We start from the raw sequence: 18253 nt of genomic DNA, 5'->3' as shown, positions 1-18253 counted from the left end.
TGGCACAAAAAAACCGGCCCCAAATGGGGCCGGTTTTCGTAAGGCAGACGCTAAAATTCAGTTCAGAATCAAGCGCATGCTGCGGTGCGGTATGCCGGCATCGAGAAACTCGTCGCCGTAAGCCGTGAAGCCGAGACGTTGATAGAATTCCAGCGCATGGGTCTGAGCATCCAGTAGCACTTCAGCGTGGCCAGCCTGACGCGCAGCATGGATGACCGCTTCCATCAGGCGTTGGCCAAGCCCCAGCCCGCGTGCTTCGGAGAGAATGGCGACACGGCCGACATGGCCGTCCGGCAATAGACGGGCCGTGCCGACGGTGCGGCCATCCAGATGCACGAGGAAGTGTTCGCAGGCGTCGTCGCGCCCGTCCCACTCCTCCTCCCGCGGCACCTGCTGTTCCTCGATGAACACGACGCGGCGGATCTCGCTGGCCTCGTTGCCCAAGGTCTGCCAGTCGCCCCGTTCCAGGCTGATCATGGCGTCACTCATTCTTCATCGTCCTCTTCGTCCTGAAGGTCACATTCCAGTATCAGGCTGCCGCGGTTGATCAGCGCCGTCAGCAGGCTGGCCACGGCACTGCGATCAAGGTCTGCCGTGGTGTAGTCAAGCAACACCGCGGTAAGGCGCTGATCGGAGGCTAACGCTTCCGCCAGCGGCTGGGGGGCCAGGATGCCATCGCCATCGACGAACAGCGTGCTGTTGCCATCTTCACCTTGACGGAAGGCGAAGCGTGATCCCAGTGAGCGCACCAGTACGCCTTCATCTTCCAGATACTCGACCAGCTCATGCGTCTTGAGGGCCGGTTCGCGAGCGGCGAGCTGCTCCAGATACTTGGGCTGGGTCATGTAGCGGCCGAACCACTGCGCCAGCTGGGTCGGGTTATCCAGCGTACTGAGCAGCAATTCGCGCACACGCTCGAGCGAGGCGTCGTCCAGCTCGCCGGCATTGGCGACCGGGGCCATGCCCTGGTCACGGTAGCGCAGCGATTCCGGCAGGCTGGCACCCAGATAGTCGGCGTAGGAGGTGACGACTTCATCGGCGGAAGGCGCGCGGAAGCCGACGGAGATGGTCATGCAGTCATCGGACTGGCTGACACCGTGGTGCGCCAGGCGCGGCGGTACGTAGAGCATGTCGCCGGGTTCCAGCACCCAGTCCTCGCCCGGCGTGACCTCGAAGTGCTTGAGGATGCGCAGGTCGATGCCATCGATGGTCTCGGCGTCGTCACCGTGCATGCCGCCCAGCTGCCAATGACGCTGGCCCTGGGCCTGCAGCAGGAAGACATCGTAGTTGTCCAGGTGCGGGCCGACGCTGCCGCCGGTCGGCGCGTAGCTGATCATGATGTCATCGAGGCGCCAGCGCGGCAGGAAGGTGAAGGGCTCGAACAGCGCGGCGACGTCGGGGACGTAGTGATCCACCGCCTGCACCAACAGGCTCCACTGGCTGTCGTCCTTGGCGTCGAGACGCGCGAAGGTCGCCTCATCGAAGGGGCCGTGGCTGACCTGCCAGGCCTTGTCCGGGCCGTTTTCCTCGACCAGACGCGCTTCGATGCCATCTTCACAGGCCAGACCGGCCAGTTCATCGGCTTCCAGCGGCGTCTCGAAGTCTGCGAAGGCCCCGCGGATCAGCAGCGGCTTCTGCTGCCAGTAATCGCGCAGGAATTCGCGGATGCTCAGGCCGCCCAACAGCGCCAGAGGCGTGTCGGTGTCGCGGGGGGCGGGGGATGTGCTCATGCAGAACCTCTCGAACGCGAACGGCAGCCTGTCAGGGGGCGGCGGTCTCGCGATGACGTCGTTGAAGCCGTTTTGCCGGATGGCAGAAGGCGATGCGTTCCATGCCGAGCCTTGAGAGCGTGGCATGTCGTGCCCACTGAGGAAGAACGTCAGTGGTCGTGAATCCAGGGTGTCATTCAGCGTGCTGCGTGTTGCATGCGTCTAATGCGCAATGCATGACGCCGGAGCAGAGGCCCCGGCGTCCAAAGATTTGCAGTGACCTGCGCCGCTTAGAGCGCCTTGGCCTGTGCAATGGCGTTGCCGATGTAGCTGGCCGGGCTCAGTGCCTTCAGCTCGGTCTTGACGTCTTCCGGCAGTTCCAGCGTCTCGATGAAGGCGGCGAAACCGGCCTGGTCGATACGCTTGCCACGGGTCAGCTCCTTGAGCTTCTCGTAGGGCTTCTCGATGCCGTAACGGCGCATGACGGTCTGGATCGGCTCGGCCAGCACTTCCCAGCTGTTGTCCAGGTCGGCGTCCAGGCGCTCCGGGTTGGCTTCCAGCTTGCTGATGCCTTTCAGGGTCGCCTGGTAGGCGATCAGACCCTGCGCCAGGCCGGTGCCCAGGTTGCGCAGCACGGTAGAGTCGGTCAGGTCACGCTGCCAGCGGGAGATCGGCAGCTTCTGTGCCAGATGGCCCAGCACGGCGTTGGCGATGCCCAGATTGCCTTCGGAGTTCTCGAAGTCGATCGGGTTGACCTTGTGCGGCATGGTGGAAGAGCCGATCTCGCCGGCCACGGTGCGCTGCTTGAAGTAACCCAGCGAAATGTAGCCCCAGATGTCACGATCGAAGTCGATCAGGATGGTGTTGAAGCGGCAGATGGCATCGAACAGCTCGGCGATGTAGTCGTGCGGCTCGATCTGGGTGGTGTACGGGTTGAAGGTCAGCCCGAGGCTCTCGACGAAGGTTTCGGCGTTGGCCGCCCAGTCGATGGCTGGATAGGTGGTCAGGTGGGCATTGTAGTTGCCCACGGCACCGTTGATCTTGCCGAGCATCTCGATGCGTTCGATCTGCGCCAGCTGACGACGCAGGCGCGCGGCGACGTTGGCCATTTCCTTGCCGAGGGTGGTCGGGCTGGCCGTCTGGCCGTGGGTGCGCGACAGCATCGGCTGTTCGGCGTGCTGGTGGGCCAGCGCGACGATCGCTTCGGTCACTTCACGCATCTGCGGCAGCAGCACCTTGTCCAGGCCGCCACGCAGCATCAGGGCGTGAGACAGGTTGTTGATGTCTTCACTGGTGCAGGCGAAGTGGATGAACTCGGTGACGGCGTTGAGTTCGGCGTTGCTCTCGACCTTTTCCTTCAGGAAGTACTCGACCGCCTTCACGTCGTGGTTGGTGGTGCGTTCGATGTCCTTGATACGTTGGGCATCCTCGACACTGAATTCACTGACGATGCTATCCAGCACGGCGTTGGCATCCGCGGAGAAGGCCGGCACTTCAGCGATCTCGGCGTGGGTGGCCAGGCGTTGCAACCAGCGCACCTCGACGATGACGCGGGCACGGATCAGGCCGAATTCACTGAAGTGCTCGCGCAGGGCCTCGGTCTTGGCGCCATAGCGGCCATCGACGGGAGACAGGGCGGTGAGGGCGGACAGCTGCATGATGAGAATCTTCCGATGGTGGCAGGACATGACGCGCTGCCGGTTCAAGTGTCTCGGAGCCCGGTTCACGGGCTCCAGCGTTGTTGAAGCGAATTCGGGTGTGAATCTGGTGCGTCAGGTGACGCGCTGGCGCGAGCGCGTAGGCGGGCTCAGCCCAGCTGCTGCAATGACTTCTTGAGCGCGCTGCGCTGGAAGACCAGCTTCCAGCGACGGCCACCCTGCTGGTCCCACAGCAGTGCGAAACGCACACCCGCCAGCAGGGCGCAGCGGATGCGTTCCGGCATCATGCGTTGCTGCAGCAGGCCGGGGTCGCCCTGCACCACGATCCGGTAGCGGAAGGTGGAGAGGGTCTGTTGATAAAGCTCGCCCAGGCTTGCGATCACGTTCTCGTGGGTCGGCCCGAAGTGCTCGGCCTGACCCTGGATGCGCGTCAGGCCCGCGCCCAGCTTGTCCAGCATGTCCGGGTCCTTCTTGAGCTTGCTCATCAGCATCACCAGCGAGAAGCCGTAACGCATCACCACGGGTGAGACCTGGCGACGTTCCATCACCGCACTGACGGTGTCGATGCCGAGCCGCAGGCGGTTATGGTGCCCGCCGTAGATGGCTTCGAAGCTTTCCGGATTGGTATCCAGCGTGGCATTGACCAGGGTTTCCCAGGCGCGCTCATCGCACTGGCCGTGGCGGGCCAGCTCATCGACCAGCGCGGCTGCCTGGAAGACGCCCGCCAGCGAAAGTGCCTGGCGGGTAGTGGTATCAGTGACGGGACGGATCGGCACGCTGGTCATTGCGCGGCGGACTCCTCGGGGCCAGAGAGCGGAGCGGTGGAAGCGCTGGCGTCCGCCGCTGGAAGTTTCCAGGCGGCATCGATCACGCCGCCGCCCAGACAGATGTCGCCGAGATAGAAGACGGCAGACTGGCCGGGCGTGACGGCGCGTTGCGGTTCATCGAAACGCACCTCGACACGCTGGCCGTCATTGACGATCAAGGTCGCGGCCTGGTCTTCCTGGCGATAGCGGTTCTTGCAGCGAATGCGCAGCTCGCCATTGGCGTCGGTCTGCGGCGGCTCGCCTGCGACCCAGTCCACGGATTCGGTGCTCAACGCCTGAGTGTAGAGCAGGTCGTGGTGCTTGCCCTGCACGGCGATCAGCACGTTGCGCTCCAGATCCTTGGCACACACGAACCAGGGCGCGTCCGGATAGCGCTTGAGGCCACCGATTCCCAGCCCCTGGCGCTGGCCGAGGGTGTAGTACATCAGGCCCATGTGCTCGCCGATGACGTCCCCATCGGGAGTCTCGATCTTGCCGGGCTGAGCGGGCAGGTACTGCTTGAGGAAGTCGGCGAAGCGCCGCTCGCCGATGAAGCAGATACCGGTGGAATCCTTCTTGCGCGCGGTGATCAGCTCATGCTTCTCGGCGATGGCGCGCACTTCGTGCTTCTCGAGCTCGCCGACCGGGAACAGGGTGCGCGCGATGGCTGCCTGCGGCACGGCATGCAGGAAGTAGCTCTGGTCCTTGTTGGTGTCCAGGCCCTTGAGAAGGCGCGGGAGACCCTCGCGCACGCCGCCACGCACGTAGTGACCGGTGGCGATCAACTCGGCGCCCAGCATCTCGGCATACTCGAGGAAGACCTTGAACTTGATCTCGCGGTTGCACAGGATGTCGGGATTCGGCGTGCGACCGGCCTTGTACTCGGCCAGGAAATGCTCGAAGACGTTGTCCCAGTACTCCGCGGCGAAGTTGGCGGTGTGCAGTTTGATGCCGAGCTTGTCGCACACGGCCTGGGCATCGGCCAGGTCTTCGAGGGCGGTGCAGTATTCGCTACCGTCGTCTTCGTCCCAGTTCTTCATGAACAGGCCTTCGACGTGGTAGCCCTGCTCCATCAACAACAGGGCAGAGACGGAGGAGTCGACACCGCCGGACATGCCGACGATGACCTTGGTTCCGGTACCGGTTTCAGCGGTCATCAGTTCTCTCGTCACCCGCATGGCCGCGGGTTGTCACAAACAGGGGAGGCGGCAGACCCGTCATTCTGGCGCCGCTCGAATGGCTGGGATTATACCTGAATGCGGGGCAGGGATTCACCCCGCCTGCGCCCGGGCGATCGCTCAATCGTGCAGCACATCCAGCGGGAAACGCTTGCCACGCTGGCTATCGCGGATACGACGGGTCACCAGGGGGCTGCGCAGGCGGCCCATGTCCTCGAGCTGCTCGATCTCCTCAAGCGACAGCCAGTGCGTTCTGACGATGTCAGGGTCCAGCGGCGTGCACAGGTGCTCAAGGGCGGCGGCCTCGAAGCTGTGGGAGTGGAAGTGGGTCCCGTCCTCGGCCACGTGCACATATAGGCCGAGATAGCCGGTGAGCAGGATGCGCCAGGCGGTTTCCTCGCGAACTTCGCGTTGTACGCCGTCGATGATGCGCTCATGGGGTTCGAGATGGCCGGCCGGTTGGTTGAACACCGTGCAGGGCCCGCCCTTGTCTTCCTCGACGATCAGGTAGCGCCCGGCGCGTTCGACGACACAGGCGACGGTGACATTCGGGGTCCAGCGAGCAGCCATCAGGATTTCCTTCCTTTCTTGGGGGATGAGGGGCGACGGGAGGCGGCGCCGGGTGTCTTGCCTGAACCTTGACCTGAGCCCTTGCTGAAACCCTTGCCATTCCTGGCTTTACTGCTTCTACTGCCACTGCCCCGGGGGCCAGCGTTGCCGGTGCGGCGCTCGCCCGTCGCGCCCTTGTGGCGTGGCGAGCGGGACTCGCGACGAGGTGGCGCTGGCATCTCGACTTCCTCGCTGCGCCATTCACCAGGGGCAAGGCCATCGAGCTTCCACGGCCCGATGGCTGCGCGGATCAAGCGCAGGGTCGGCAGGCCGACGTGGGCGGTCATGCGGCGCACCTGGCGATTGCGACCTTCACTGATGATGATCTCCAGCCAGTGGGTCGGAATGCTGGCACGGAAGCGCACAGGGGGTTGCCTGTCCGGCAACGCCGGCGGGTCAATCAGCCTGACCTTCGCCGGCCGGGTCATGCCATCCTTGAGCTCGACACCGGCTCTCAACGCGGCGATGGCCTGTTCATCGGGAGCACCTTCCACTTGCACCCAGTAGGTCTTGGGCTGCTTCTTCTTCGGGTGCGCGATCTGGTGGGAGAGCGCGCCATTACTGGTGAGCAGCAGCAGTCCCTCGGAGTCATAGTCGAGGCGCCCGGCGGCATAGACATCCGGCACGTCGATGAAGTCAGCGAGTGTCTGGCGGCCCTGATCGCGGTCGGTAAACTGGGTCAGGACGCGGTAAGGCTTGTGAAGCAGATATATGAGAGACATGGTTTAGACTTTTGTCGCGGCTGCCGTATAAGCCTACTGTGAGAAGCGGCACGGGTGCTATACTCGCGCCTCCACTGAATCCATGACAGGGGAGTTATCAATGGGGTTCCAGAAGATTGTCGTCCCGGAAGGCGGTGCCAAGATCACCGCAAATTCCGACAATACCCTCAACGTTCCGAATAATCCGATCATCCCGTTCATTGAAGGCGATGGTATCGGTGTGGACGTGACTCCGGCCATGAAGATTGCCATCGACGCTGCTGTCGACAAGGCCTATGGCGGCGAGCGCAAGATTCACTGGATGGAAGTCTACGCCGGTGAAAAAGCCACTCACGTTTATGATGCTGACACCTGGCTGCCGGAAGAGACTCTCGAGGCTGTCAAGGATTACATCGTTTCCATCAAGGGCCCGCTGACCACTCCGGTGGGCGGTGGTATTCGCTCTCTGAACGTCGCTCTGCGTCAGAAGCTGGATCTGTACACCTGCCTGCGCCCGGTGCGCTGGTTCACTGGTGTGCCGAGCCCGGTCAAGAAGCCGGCTGACGTCGACATGGTCATCTTCCGTGAAAACTCCGAAGACATCTATGCCGGTGTCGAATGGAAAGCGGGAACCCCGGAAGCCGATAAGGTCATCAAGTTCCTGCGCGAAGAGATGGGTGTCACCAACATCCGCTTCCCGGAGAACTGCGGTATCGGCGTCAAGCCGGTCTCCGAAGAAGGGACCAAGCGTCTGGTCCGTCAGGCTGTCCAGTACACCATCGACAACGACCGTGAGTCGCTGACCCTGGTGCACAAGGGCAACATCATGAAGTTCACCGAAGGTGCCTTCAAGGACTGGGGCTACGAAATCGTCAAGGACGAGTTCGGCGGCGAGCTGCTGGATGGCGGCCCGTGGATGACCTTCAAGAACCCTAACAACGGCAAGGACATCGTGGTCAAGGACGTCATCGCTGACGCCATGCTCCAGCAGATTCTGCTGCGTCCGGCGGAATATGACGTCATCGCCACCCTGAACCTGAACGGTGACTACCTGTCCGACGCCCTGGCGGCGGAAGTGGGTGGTATCGGTATCGCGCCGGGTGCCAACCTGTCCGACACCGTCGCCATGTTCGAAGCGACTCACGGTACTGCACCGAAGTACGCGGGGCAGGACAAGGTCAACCCGGGCTCCGTCATCCTCTCTGCCGAGATGATGCTGCGTCACATGGGGTGGGTCGAAGCGGCTGACCTCGTGCTGAAAGGCGTCGAGAAGGCCATCGCCAAGGGCGAAGTCACCTATGACTTCCATCGCCTGATGGACGATGCCAAGCTGCTGAAGTGCTCCGAGTTCGGTCAGGCTGTCGCTGACAACATGGATGCCTGAGATCCTGCGTTGATCTGATGCCCAGGCATCAGGTTGCGTGACAGGTTTCAGCAGAAGGCCCCCGGACATGTCCGGGGGCCTTCTTGCGTTTGAGATGGAAGCTTCTCGGTTGCGCGCCCAGACGGCTGCCAACGATTGCTACTCCTGGGCATTCTGCGTGGAGCGTTCTGCGCGGTCGCATTCCGGGTTTCATTGAGCGGCGAGGCGCTTGAATGGGTCGTCAGGTGGCGACGCCTGTCGAGAAGTGTCTGTCGCGTATGTGAGCGAAAATGCATGCAAATGCCCGCATTCATGTCAGAGCGTCGCGATGCAGGCATGAACGTGTACGCCTGGGCGGACGCGACCAAAGCTTGCAACCAGATCGACAAGCCCCCATCTTTTCCTTATCACACCCACATTGAGACGACGTGGCAGCGCTTGACCTTCTTCGCGGCGCGTTGAGGCAATCTGCTTCGTCACGGCTTGTGTTCACCGGATCAGCCCCTTATGTTCAAGACAGAGACATCGCGCGGCAGTCCTCCCTTTCTGGAGACACTGTCGATCAGCAATCAGGCCCCGTCGGCTCAGGACCCCGGATACCAGGAAGACCACGAAGGTGATCTGGCATTCGAGACCGCTGAGCCTGAACTGGCTCCACCGCCCATGTACAAGGTCGTTCTGCACAATGATGACTTCACGCCGATGGACTTCGTCGTGGAGGTGCTGACCACCTTTTTCAACAAGGATCAGGAGCAGGCAGTACAGATCATGCTCGCTGTCCATCATCAGGGAAAAGGAACCTGTGGCATCTTCAGTCGCGACATCGCGGAAACGAAATGCCACCAAGTCAATCAATATGCTCGAGAGTGCCAGCATCCGCTGCTGTGCGACATCGACCGGGCGGAGTGATCCGTCCAAGACGCGGCCTAGAGGGGACTTGCCATGTTGAGCAAAGAACTTGAACTGACCCTGAACACGGCCTTCACCGTGGCACGCTCCAAACGCCACGAATTCATGACCGTGGAACACCTCCTGCTGGCACTGCTGGACAATGCCTCCGCTGCCGATGTCCTGCGCGCCTGTGGTGCCAATCTGGACAAGCTGCGAGTCGACCTTCAGGACTTCATCAACTCCACCACCCCGCTGATTCCGGAAGAGCAGGAAGACCGCGAGACGCAGCCGACGCTGGGCTTCCAGCGCGTCCTGCAGCGTGCCGTCTTCCACGTGCAATCTTCCGGCAAGAGTGAAGTGACCGGCGCCAACGTGCTGGTGGCCATCTTCTCCGAGCAGGAAAGCCAGGCCGTCTACTTCCTCAAGCAGCAGAATGTCGCGCGTGTGGATGCGGTCAATTACATCGCGCATGGCATCTCCAAGGTCGCGGGTCACACCCAGGCGCCCCAGGCGTCGGTCGAGAACGAAGAGAGCGAAGAGGCGAGCAGCGAAGGCGGCAACAACCCGCTGACCAACTACGCCACCAACCTCAACGAGCAGGCGCGTCTGGGCAAGATCGACCCGCTGATTGGTCGCGACGAGGAGCTTGAGCGTGTGGTGCAGATTCTGGTGCGTCGCCGCAAGAACAACCCGCTGCTGGTCGGTGAGGCGGGCGTCGGCAAGACTGCCATCGCGGAAGGTCTCGCCAAGCGCATCGTCGAGGAGGACGTGCCGGACGTCATCAAGGAAGCCGTGGTCTACTCGCTGGATCTCGGCGCGCTGCTGGCCGGCACCAAGTACCGCGGCGACTTCGAGAAGCGTCTCAAGTCGCTGCTGGCGGAGCTGCGCAAGGAACCGAACTCGATCCTGTTCATCGACGAGATCCACACTGTCATCGGTGCGGGTGCTGCGTCCGGTGGCGTGATGGATGCCTCCAACCTGCTCAAGCCGCTGCTGTCTTCCGGTGAACTGCGTTGCATCGGCTCCACTACCTTCCAGGAATTCCGCGGCATCTTCGAGAAGGACCGCGCCCTGGCGCGTCGTTTCCAGAAGGTTGATGTGATGGAGCCGTCGGTGGATGACACCATCCGTATCCTCAAGGGGTTGCGTGGTCGCTTCGAGGAGCACCATGCCATCAAGTACACCGATGCCTCGCTGGAAACGGCAGTGCGTCTGGCCGATCGCTACATCAACGAGCGTCAGCTGCCGGACAAGGCCATCGACGTGATCGACGAGGCCGGTGCCCACCAGCGGCTGCTGCCGGAGAGCATCCGCGTCGACACCATCGATACCGAGCAGGTCGAGGCGATCGTCGCCTCCATCGCTCGCATTCCGCCGAAGACGGTCTCCAGCTCCGACAAGAAGCTGCTGTCCAATCTCGAGCGCGATCTCAAGATGCTGGTGTTCGGGCAGGACGACGCCATCACCGGACTGTCCGCGGCGATCAAGCTGTCGCGTGCAGGCCTCAAGGCGCCGGACAAGCCGGTGGGCAGCTTCCTGTTCGCGGGCCCGACAGGCGTCGGCAAGACCGAGGTCGCTCGTCAGCTGGCGGCGCTGATGGGTATCGAACTGGTGCGCTTCGACATGTCCGAGTACATGGAGCGTCACACCGTCTCGCGCCTCATCGGGGCACCGCCGGGGTACGTCGGTTATGACCAAGGCGGTCTGTTGACCGAAGCCATCACCAAGCAGCCGCACTGCGTGCTGTTGCTAGATGAGATCGAGAAGGCACACCCGGAAGTCTTCAACCTGCTGCTGCAGGTGATGGACCACGGCCGCCTGACCGACAACAACGGCCGCGAAGCGGACTTCCGCAACGTCATCATGGTGATGACCTCCAACGCGGGTGCCGAGCAGGTGGCGCGTCGCTCCATCGGCTTCAAGCACCAGGATCACTCCACCGACGCCATGGAAGTCATCCGCAAGACGTTCTCGCCGGAATTCCGCAACCGTCTGGATGGCATCATCCAGTTCGGCGCGCTGGATCTCGCCGTGGTGCGCAATGTGGTCGACAAGTTCCTGGTCGAACTGCAGGCGCAGCTGGATGAGAAACGCGTGCAGCTGGATGTCGCTGATGAGGCGCGCGACTTGCTGGCGACCCTCGGGTATGACCCGGCAATGGGGGCTCGCCCGATGGCACGCGTGATTCAGGAGAAGCTCAAGAAGCCGCTGGCAGAAATGATCCTGTTCGGCGACCTTTCCGAGTCGGGCGGCATCGTGCATGTCACAGTCGACAACGGCGAGCTGCACCTGGAAACGGAAGCGGAAATGGCGTGATCTGACGCTAAGCCTCCTGCCTTGAGGGGGGCGACATGAACGGTCAGTGCTCAAGCACTGGCCGTTTTTTATGGTCGCCAGTCAGCAGGCTGTCCGCATGTAGCTAACATGGAGTCGATTGCTCAACCTGGACACGCGCGCACGCCAAGGGGCTCGCGATCCTCAAGGGGAGGGCGGGGAGTTGGATGAGTACTGCGAGGAGGCGAATGCGTATCGGGGGAAGCGAATGCGTATTGAGGAGAAAATGCCCAGCGGGGATGAGCCGCCTGTCATCATACAATGGGAGCGAAGACCAGATTGGCGTTCGGGCTCAAGACACATTCATGGGACAAGGCGGCATCATCGGAATACTCAGGCATACGCCATCGAGGTGGCGGGTGTCTCGCCGTGAAGGGCAAGTCTTGCAACCTCGATGCGTTCCGGGTCCGGGCGGAGGGTTCAGGCGGAGGTGACGCTGGTGCCTGAGATGCCGGGAACGACCGGTTCAGCCAGCCGGTGTCATGATGATCGCATGCAGGTCCAGGACGTGCAGAGTGATCGATGGCATGGCAACCGGCAGGGCAGTCTGACCGTGCTTAGCGCGAACGGTAGACGATACGGCCCTTGGACAGGTCGTACGGAGTCAGCTCAACCTTGACCTTGTCGCCAGTCAGGATGCGGATGTAGTTCTTGCGCATCTTGCCGGAGATGTGTGCGGTCACGATGTGGCCGTTTTCCAGTTCAACACGGAAAGTGGTGTTCGGAAGGGTGTCGACGATGACGCCTTCCATTTCAATATGATCTTCACGCGCCATATAGGCTGATCCTCACTTATTACAGGGAATACTGCTGGTAGTTCCGAGCCGCCTCAGCACAAAAAGTGCCCGATTCGGGACTTCGATACGCGATATTGTGCCGTAAGGGCGGCGGCAAGGCAAAGCCGAAGCGCGATTGTACGCTCCTTGAGCGCCTGTGGGCAGTTCAGGAGGAAGATAAAAATCGGCTTCTTGCGCCGGGGCAACTTCCGGGAGGCGGTTGGTCGGCAGTCGGCGCTGTCTGGTGAGCTCCTGCTAGCTGAACGATGCTCATCTTGACGTTGTCAGACGCGCTTGCGTCGAGAGGGCGCCCGCAGAGCGCGTCACTCGCCGGGTGTCACTGACGCGCCTTGCTTGACCAGGCTCAGTGGCAGATGGCTATCGGTATGATTGGCCGGTATGCGTCGCCGCCAGTGGCTGCCATCCAGATACTCGAGCGGCTGAAAATGCTGCTTGTAGTTCATCTTGCGGCAGTCACGGATCCAGTAGCCCAGATAGAGGTGGGTCAGGCCTTCGCGGCGTGCCTGCTCGATCTGCCACAGCACCGCGTAGGTCCCCAGCGAGCGCTGATTCAGTGATTCATCCGGATCGTAGAAGGTATAGATGGCGGACAGGCCATGACTCATGCGGTCCATGGCGGCGACGGCCACCAGACGGCCGTCGAGGCGAAAGCTCACCAGACGGGCGTAGTCATCGCGGGAGGTGAGGAAGGTGCGATACTGCTCATGACTGGGCGGGAACATGTCGCCATCCGCATGACGGCTGCGGATGTAGTGGGCGTACAGGCGATAATGTTCGGGGTCGAAGAGTGCCGGCCCCTCTTCGATGACCAGGTCGGCATTGCGACGCACCAGACGCTTCTGGGTGCGGTTGAGCGTGAAGTCGGCGATCGGCACGCGGACGGAAATGCAGGCACGGCAATCACCGCAATGCGGACGATAGAGATGAGAGCCGCTGCGGCGAAAGCCGAGCAGGGCAAGGGCGTCATAGACACCGGAATTGGGCGCTTCCTGCGGATCGAGAAACAGCGTGGTCGCCTGGCGGCCTTCCAGATAGCTGCAGGCGTGCGGTACCGTCAGAAAGAAGCGCAGATCGCGTTGCGGTTGCTTGGGGGTATTGCTGCTCACCGTTGCATCATCTCCCTCTTGGAATTGCCGTGGCCATCATTCCCGGGCGTGCTGCGTGGGCCGGGATGTCAGTGACCACTTGCCCTCATGCCCTTGGCCAGTGGCATACTGGTCAAGATAGCTGATGAAATCGCTGCGGGCGATGCTGCGGGCGCCAAGACTTGCCAAGTGCGGAGTATGCATCTGACAGTCGATCAACGGAAAATCCCGTGCCTTCAATTCCTGGCACAGGATCACCAGCGCCAGTTTCGAGGCATCGGGCACGCGCGAGAACATCGACTCGCCGAAGAAGATGCGTCCACAGGCGACGCCATACAGGCCGCCCACCAGAGAATCGCCCTGCCAGACTTCAACGCTGTGGGCATGTCCCATGGCATGCAGGGCGATGTAGGCCTGCTGCATTTCTGGCAATATCCACGTGCCTGTCTGGCCATCGCGAGGAATGCTGGCACAGGCATTGATCACACCGGTAAAGTCGCGGTCGATACTGTAGCTCAGGCCTGCATTGCGCAGGCGCTTGGCCAGACTGCGGCGTACACGGACTTCCTCTGGCTTGAGCACCATGCGTGGGTCCGGTGACCACCACAGGATAGGATCACCCGGACTGAACCAGGGAAATATGCCGCGGGGGTAGGCCGCCAGCAGCCACTCGGGACTGAGTTCGCCCCCTGCACACAGCAGGCCGTCGGGCTCGCTCAGGGCGGTGGAAGCATGCGGAAAGCGGACAGGGGCAGGGGGAAGCCAGGGAAGCATGGGCAGCCTCTTGTCGGTTCGGGAACATGCACGGAGCAATGGGCTCCTGGCGCCTTGGCGTCATGAGCGGACGTGAATCGGCAATTATGACGTCACTGCCATCGAATGGTTATGATAACCGGCTGAAGGTACATGGAAAATCGCCCACAAGGTGCAAGGGGGATGGCGACTTGACTGCCAAGAGTGCCAGAAAGACAAGTCGGGAACAGGCCAAGCCTGAAACCCGTAGCCGCCGTGCGGCAGCAACACCCAGGAAGCGTGCCCGTCAGAAATCGGACTCGCCGGGCTTCTTCGCGCGTCTGCGCGGTGCTTCGGCCAACGAGTCCAGCCCGGCACGCAAGACGCCGCGCGTCTCGGGCAAGCCCGCGAGGAAGGATGCCAGCGGCCAGCCTGCTGCCAAGACCAGAAACACGCCGCGCGTGCAGGAAGAAAGCCCTGCAGCCCAGCGCCGCGCCGAGCGTCAGGCCGAACGCGCCGAACGCCAGGCCATCCGCGCCGAGCAGCGTGCGGAGAAGGCAGCGCGACCACCGTCACGCCTGACCACCACCCTGCAGGGCGTCAGCCGTGAAGGCGTGGTCATTCTCATGCTCAGCCTATGCGTCTTCATGCTACTGGCGTTGTTCAGTTATGCGCCGACGGACCCCGGCTGGTCCTACAGCGGCCCTGAACTGACGCCCAGCAACTGGATGGGCAGCATCGGCGCCTGGCTGTCAGACGTGTTGTATTCGCTGTTCGGCGGCAGTGCCCTGTGGTGGCCGGCGATGCTGGGCTTCGGTGCCTGGCGTCTGATGCGTCAGCCCAGTACAGAGCTGGTGTGGGATCCGACGACCATCGCGGTGCGTGCTGGCGGCCTGTTCCTGCTGATCATGGCGACCTGCGTCATCGGCGATATCCAGTTCTACAGCCCCGACAGCCAGTTGACCAACGGCGCGGGTGGCATTCTCGGCAAGGGCATTGCCGGTGCGCTGACGCCGCTGATCGGCATGGGCGGCACGGTACTGGTCGCGCTGGCCAGTTTCCTGTGCGGTTTCACGCTGTTTACCGGCATGTCGTGGCTGACGGTCATGGATGAGCTGGGCAATGGCTGCATGCGGGTGTCCGGCTGGTGCGCCGAGCGCTTCAACAGCCGCCGCGACGATCAGGACGCCTACGATGACGAGGCAGCCTACGCCGAGGAGTCGCTGACTCACGAGGATGGTGAAGAGGATGACGCGGATCGTGAACCAGCCCCCAGACTGAGCTGGTGGCAGCGTCTGCTGCCGGACCGGCGTGCCCGTGAGGAGAAGTGGGATGAGGACAGCGACGAGATTCTGCTTGGTCGCCGGCAGGAGGCAGAAGGTATCGCCGCCGAACCGCGCGGCCAGCGCCGTGTCGAGCCGTCGCTGGATGGCGGCACCGACGAGGCCATCAGCGCTCGCGATGACTTCACGGACGACCGCAGCACCGATATCCCGTGGCAGACCGCTGAAACCACGCCTTCCGCAAAGGTGCCGGGCGCTGCCTACACCGAGCGCATGACGGTGCAGAGCGCCAATGTCAGCATCGAAGGGGTTGACCTGGCCGCGGCCCTGAAGACCGCCGTGGCGGCAGAGACAGCCTCCGCGCCACGTGTCGCGCATGCCGATGTCACGCGCTCTCGCCTGCCCCAAGCCGCTGCCATTGAGGCTGAGCGCCAGCGTCATGCTGACGCCTCAGCCACGGCACAGGCTCCCAAGGCACCGACGCCAGGCCCTGCTGTCGAAGATACGGCATCAGCCTCCGACAGCTCGGCTGCCCCTGCTGCCTGGGATGCTGCCTCTGCCTTTACGCCGGCCGCTCGTCATGAGACCGCCCGTCACGAGACAGCGCAAGAGGCTCAGGCGCAGAGCGAGGCCGAAGCTCACAAGGCTTCGTCGCAAGCTCAAGATCCGTCTCAGGCGCAAGCTCAGGCTCGCAAGCAGGAGGCACAGCGCTTGGCCGAGCAGGAAGCGCAGCGTCTGGCAGAGCAGGAGGCGCAGCGCGAAGCAGAACAGAAAGCGCAGCGTGCAGCCGAGCAGCAAGCGGCAGAGCGACAAGCGCAGCTTGAACAGCAGGCACAGCTTGAGAAAGAGGCGCAGCTTGAGAAAGAGGCGCAGCTTGAGAAAGAGACACAGCGTGAGCGCGACGCGCAACTTGCGCGCGAGCGCAGCGGTGTCGCGCCGGATAGCCGCAATCAACCGCCGGAGCCCAGGGACGACGACGATGCGCCCCTGCCCGGCAGTGGTGGTCAATTCGCCACGGCCGCAGGGCTGGCAGCCGGTGCGGGTGTGATGGCGGCCGGTGTCGCGGCGGCCTCTTCCGAGACTCCCGCTCGCAAGGCGGTCGTCTCCTGGGATGATGCCTTCGAGCAGCCGACGGGCAACGCGCCGACACAGGCAGACGCGCCTGCGGCGTCAAGCAGCCCGTCTGCGACGCCGCAGCAGCATGCCCCTGAGCCGCGTCAGCCTGCAGCGCCCCATCAACCGGCCGAGCCGGTCGCGCCACCGGAGCCCGATTCCGTCGCACCTCAGGCCGAGCATGTGCCGCCCTTCGAGGCTCAGCCTGCCACGCCGGAAGCGGCCCCCGCGCCGGCCGAGCGTCCGTCCTGGGCCTATGACGGCGATGAATCCGGCATGGTGCCGGGCAGCGGTCGCCTGGCGACGGCGGAGGATGCGCAGGCGGCTGCCAGTGATCCTTCCGGCCCGACCCTGTGGACCGTGGAGCACATGCAGAGCCAGCGCCATGAAGGTGCCGATCACGAAGATGAGCCGGAAGGGGACTTGCCGCAGCTGAATCTGCTGACCCCGCCGGATGCCCAGAAGCCCAACTACAGCGAAGAAGAGCTCGACCAGATGGCCGAGCTGCTGGTGGTGCGTCTGCGCGAGTATGGCGTCAAGGCCGAGGTGGCGGATGTCTGGCCGGGGCCGGTCATCACACGCTTCGAGATTCAGCCGGCGCCGGGCGTCAAGGCGTCCAAGATCTCCAATCTGTCGACGGACCTGGCGCGTTCGCTGCTGGTCAAGAGCGTGCGTGTGGTCGAGGTGATTCCGGGCCGTCCGACAGTCGGCATCGAGATCCCCAATCCCAACCGCGCCATGATTCGCCTGCGTGAAGTGTTCGATTCCGATGCCTATCAGCTGGCGGAATCTCCGGTCACGCTGGCGCTGGGGCAGGACATCGGTGGCGCCCCTGTCGTGGCCAACCTCGGCAAGATGCCGCACCTGCTGGTCGCCGGTACCACCGGTTCGGGCAAGTCAGTCGGCATCAACTCGATGCTGATCTCGATGCTGCTCAAGGCCACGCCGGACGAAGTGCGCATGATCATGGTCGACCCCAAGATGCTGGAGCTGTCGGTCTATGACGGCATTCCGCATCTGCTGGCGCCGGTGGTGACCGACATGAAGGAGGCCGCCAACGCCCTGCGCTGGTGTGTCGCCGAGATGGAGCGTCGCTACAAGCTGATGGCCGCCATGGGCGTGCGCAACCTGGCCGGCTTCAATGCCAAGATCGATGAAGCCGAGGCGCACGGCGCCCAGATCGCTGATCCGCTGTGGGAGCCGCAGCCCTGGGAGATGCACCAGCATCCGCCGGTGCTCGCCAAGCTGCCCTACATCGTGGTGGTGATCGACGAGTTTGCCGACATGTTCATGATCGTCGGCAAGAAGGTCGAGGAGCTGATCGCACGTCTGGCCCAGAAGGCCCGTGCCGCGGGGATTCACCTGATTCTGGCCACCCAGCGCCCGTCAGTGGACGTGGTGACCGGCCTGATCAAGGCCAACATTCCGACGCGCATGGCCTTCCAGGTCTCCTCCAAGATCGACTCGCGCACCATCCTCGATCAGGGCGGCGCCGAGGACCTGCTGGGCCACGGTGACATGCTCTACCTGCCGGCCGGTGCCGGCATGCCGACGCGCGTGCACGGTGCCTTCGTCGATGATGACGAGGTTCACCGTGTGGTCGACGACTGGAAGCGTCGCGGCTCGCCGGAGTACATCGAGGAGATCCTCACCGGTGGTGTGCAGGCGGATGCGTTGGCCGGTCTCGAGGCTGAAGGCGAGGACGGCGATGCCGAGCAGGATGCGCTCTACGATGAGGCCGTGGCCTATGTGGTCGAGTCGCGTCGTGCCTCCATCTCTGCCGTGCAGCGTCGCTTCAAGATCGGCTACAACCGCGCCGCGCGTCTGGTCGAGGCGATGGAGATGGCGGGTGTCGTCTCCGCGATGGGCACCAATGGCTCGCGGGAAGTGATCGCGCCCAACCACAGTGGCTAGCCGCCGCAGGTCTGGTCGCTGAAACACACGAAGGGGAGCTTTTTGCTCCCCTTCGTGTCAAAGACGTCAGATAACAGATC

At 63.0% G+C, this 18253-nt stretch carries 14 protein-coding genes; 4 read left to right on the top strand and 10 right to left on the bottom strand.

The features are described 5' to 3' along the window. Positions 1 to 57: 57 nt before the first annotated feature. From AC5WNJ_RS12855 to AC5WNJ_RS12825, 7 genes are all read right to left on the bottom strand, one after another. Positions 58 to 489 carry a GNAT family N-acetyltransferase gene (locus AC5WNJ_RS12855; RefSeq protein ID WP_253061417.1) on the bottom strand — a complete coding sequence of 144 codons (432 nt, stop codon included), beginning with the start codon at positions 487 to 489 and terminating at the stop codon, positions 58 to 60. Beyond that, a complete protein-coding gene (locus tag AC5WNJ_RS12850; RefSeq protein WP_495929872.1) occupies positions 486 to 1730 on the bottom strand; it encodes a JmjC domain-containing protein in 1245 nt (414 codons plus the stop codon). Before AC5WNJ_RS12850 ends, AC5WNJ_RS12855 begins: the two co-directional genes overlap by 4 nt. A gap of 269 nt (positions 1731 to 1999) precedes the next feature. Further along, the gene (purB, locus tag AC5WNJ_RS12845) at positions 2000 to 3367 is read right to left on the bottom strand and encodes an adenylosuccinate lyase (RefSeq protein ID WP_495929871.1); all 1368 of its coding nucleotides are present in this window, start codon (positions 3365 to 3367) and stop codon (positions 2000 to 2002) included. Positions 3368 to 3516: 149 nt separating this feature from the next. After that, complete coding sequence (hflD, locus tag AC5WNJ_RS12840) at positions 3517 to 4152, bottom strand: high frequency lysogenization protein HflD (protein ID WP_043333854.1); 636 nt, start codon at positions 4150 to 4152, stop codon at positions 3517 to 3519. Beyond that, entirely contained in the window at positions 4149 to 5330 is a 1182-nt protein-coding gene (gene mnmA, locus AC5WNJ_RS12835; protein ID WP_253061411.1) for a tRNA 2-thiouridine(34) synthase MnmA, read from the bottom strand. Before mnmA ends, hflD begins: the two co-directional genes overlap by 4 nt. A 141-nt stretch (positions 5331 to 5471) precedes the next feature. Further along, complete coding sequence (locus AC5WNJ_RS12830) at positions 5472 to 5921, bottom strand: NUDIX domain-containing protein (RefSeq protein WP_043333853.1); 450 nt, start codon at positions 5919 to 5921, stop codon at positions 5472 to 5474. Then, entirely contained in the window at positions 5921 to 6682 is a 762-nt protein-coding gene (locus AC5WNJ_RS12825) for a pseudouridine synthase (protein ID WP_176677738.1), read from the bottom strand. The genes AC5WNJ_RS12830 and AC5WNJ_RS12825 overlap by 1 nt, the downstream gene beginning before the upstream one ends. Positions 6683 to 6782: 100 nt before the next feature. Between AC5WNJ_RS12825 and icd the strand changes: the two genes are divergently transcribed. The 3 genes from icd to clpA all read left to right on the top strand — a co-directional run bounded on the left by icd (position 6783) and on the right by clpA (position 11231). Continuing rightward, positions 6783 to 8045, top strand: a complete 1263-nt coding sequence (icd, locus tag AC5WNJ_RS12820) for an NADP-dependent isocitrate dehydrogenase (protein WP_043333852.1) — start codon at positions 6783 to 6785, stop codon at positions 8043 to 8045. Between the two features lie 486 nt (positions 8046 to 8531). Further along, positions 8532 to 8933, top strand: coding sequence for an ATP-dependent Clp protease adapter ClpS (gene clpS, locus AC5WNJ_RS12815; protein WP_176677737.1), 402 nt, complete (start codon positions 8532 to 8534; stop codon positions 8931 to 8933). Between the two features lie 33 nt (positions 8934 to 8966). Further along, positions 8967 to 11231, top strand: coding sequence for an ATP-dependent Clp protease ATP-binding subunit ClpA (gene clpA / locus AC5WNJ_RS12810; RefSeq protein ID WP_495929870.1), 2265 nt, complete (start codon positions 8967 to 8969; stop codon positions 11229 to 11231). A 575-nt stretch (positions 11232 to 11806) separates the two neighbouring features. Here clpA and infA read toward each other — a convergent pair. From infA to aat, 3 genes are all read right to left on the bottom strand, one after another. Next, positions 11807 to 12025 carry a translation initiation factor IF-1 gene (gene infA / locus AC5WNJ_RS12805; RefSeq protein ID WP_024953359.1) on the bottom strand — a complete coding sequence of 73 codons (219 nt, stop codon included), beginning with the start codon at positions 12023 to 12025 and terminating at the stop codon, positions 11807 to 11809. Between the two features lie 323 nt (positions 12026 to 12348). After that, entirely contained in the window at positions 12349 to 13152 is an 804-nt protein-coding gene (locus tag AC5WNJ_RS12800) for an arginyltransferase (RefSeq protein ID WP_495929869.1), read from the bottom strand. Between the two features lie 36 nt (positions 13153 to 13188). Then, positions 13189 to 13905 carry a leucyl/phenylalanyl-tRNA--protein transferase gene (aat, locus tag AC5WNJ_RS12795; RefSeq protein ID WP_495929868.1) on the bottom strand — a complete coding sequence of 239 codons (717 nt, stop codon included), beginning with the start codon at positions 13903 to 13905 and terminating at the stop codon, positions 13189 to 13191. Positions 13906 to 14075: 170 nt separating this feature from the next. Here aat and AC5WNJ_RS12790 point away from each other — a divergent pair, with 170 nt between their 5' ends. Then, the gene (locus AC5WNJ_RS12790) at positions 14076 to 18173 is read left to right on the top strand and encodes a DNA translocase FtsK (protein WP_495929867.1); all 4098 of its coding nucleotides are present in this window, start codon (positions 14076 to 14078) and stop codon (positions 18171 to 18173) included. The last annotated feature ends 80 nt before the right edge of the window (positions 18174 to 18253 follow it).

The sequence above is a fragment of the Cobetia sp. PDI-23MA genome (assembly GCF_059507735.1).
Note: the sequence above shows the minus strand (reverse complement) of the source record. Positions and strands in the feature narration are given on the sequence as shown.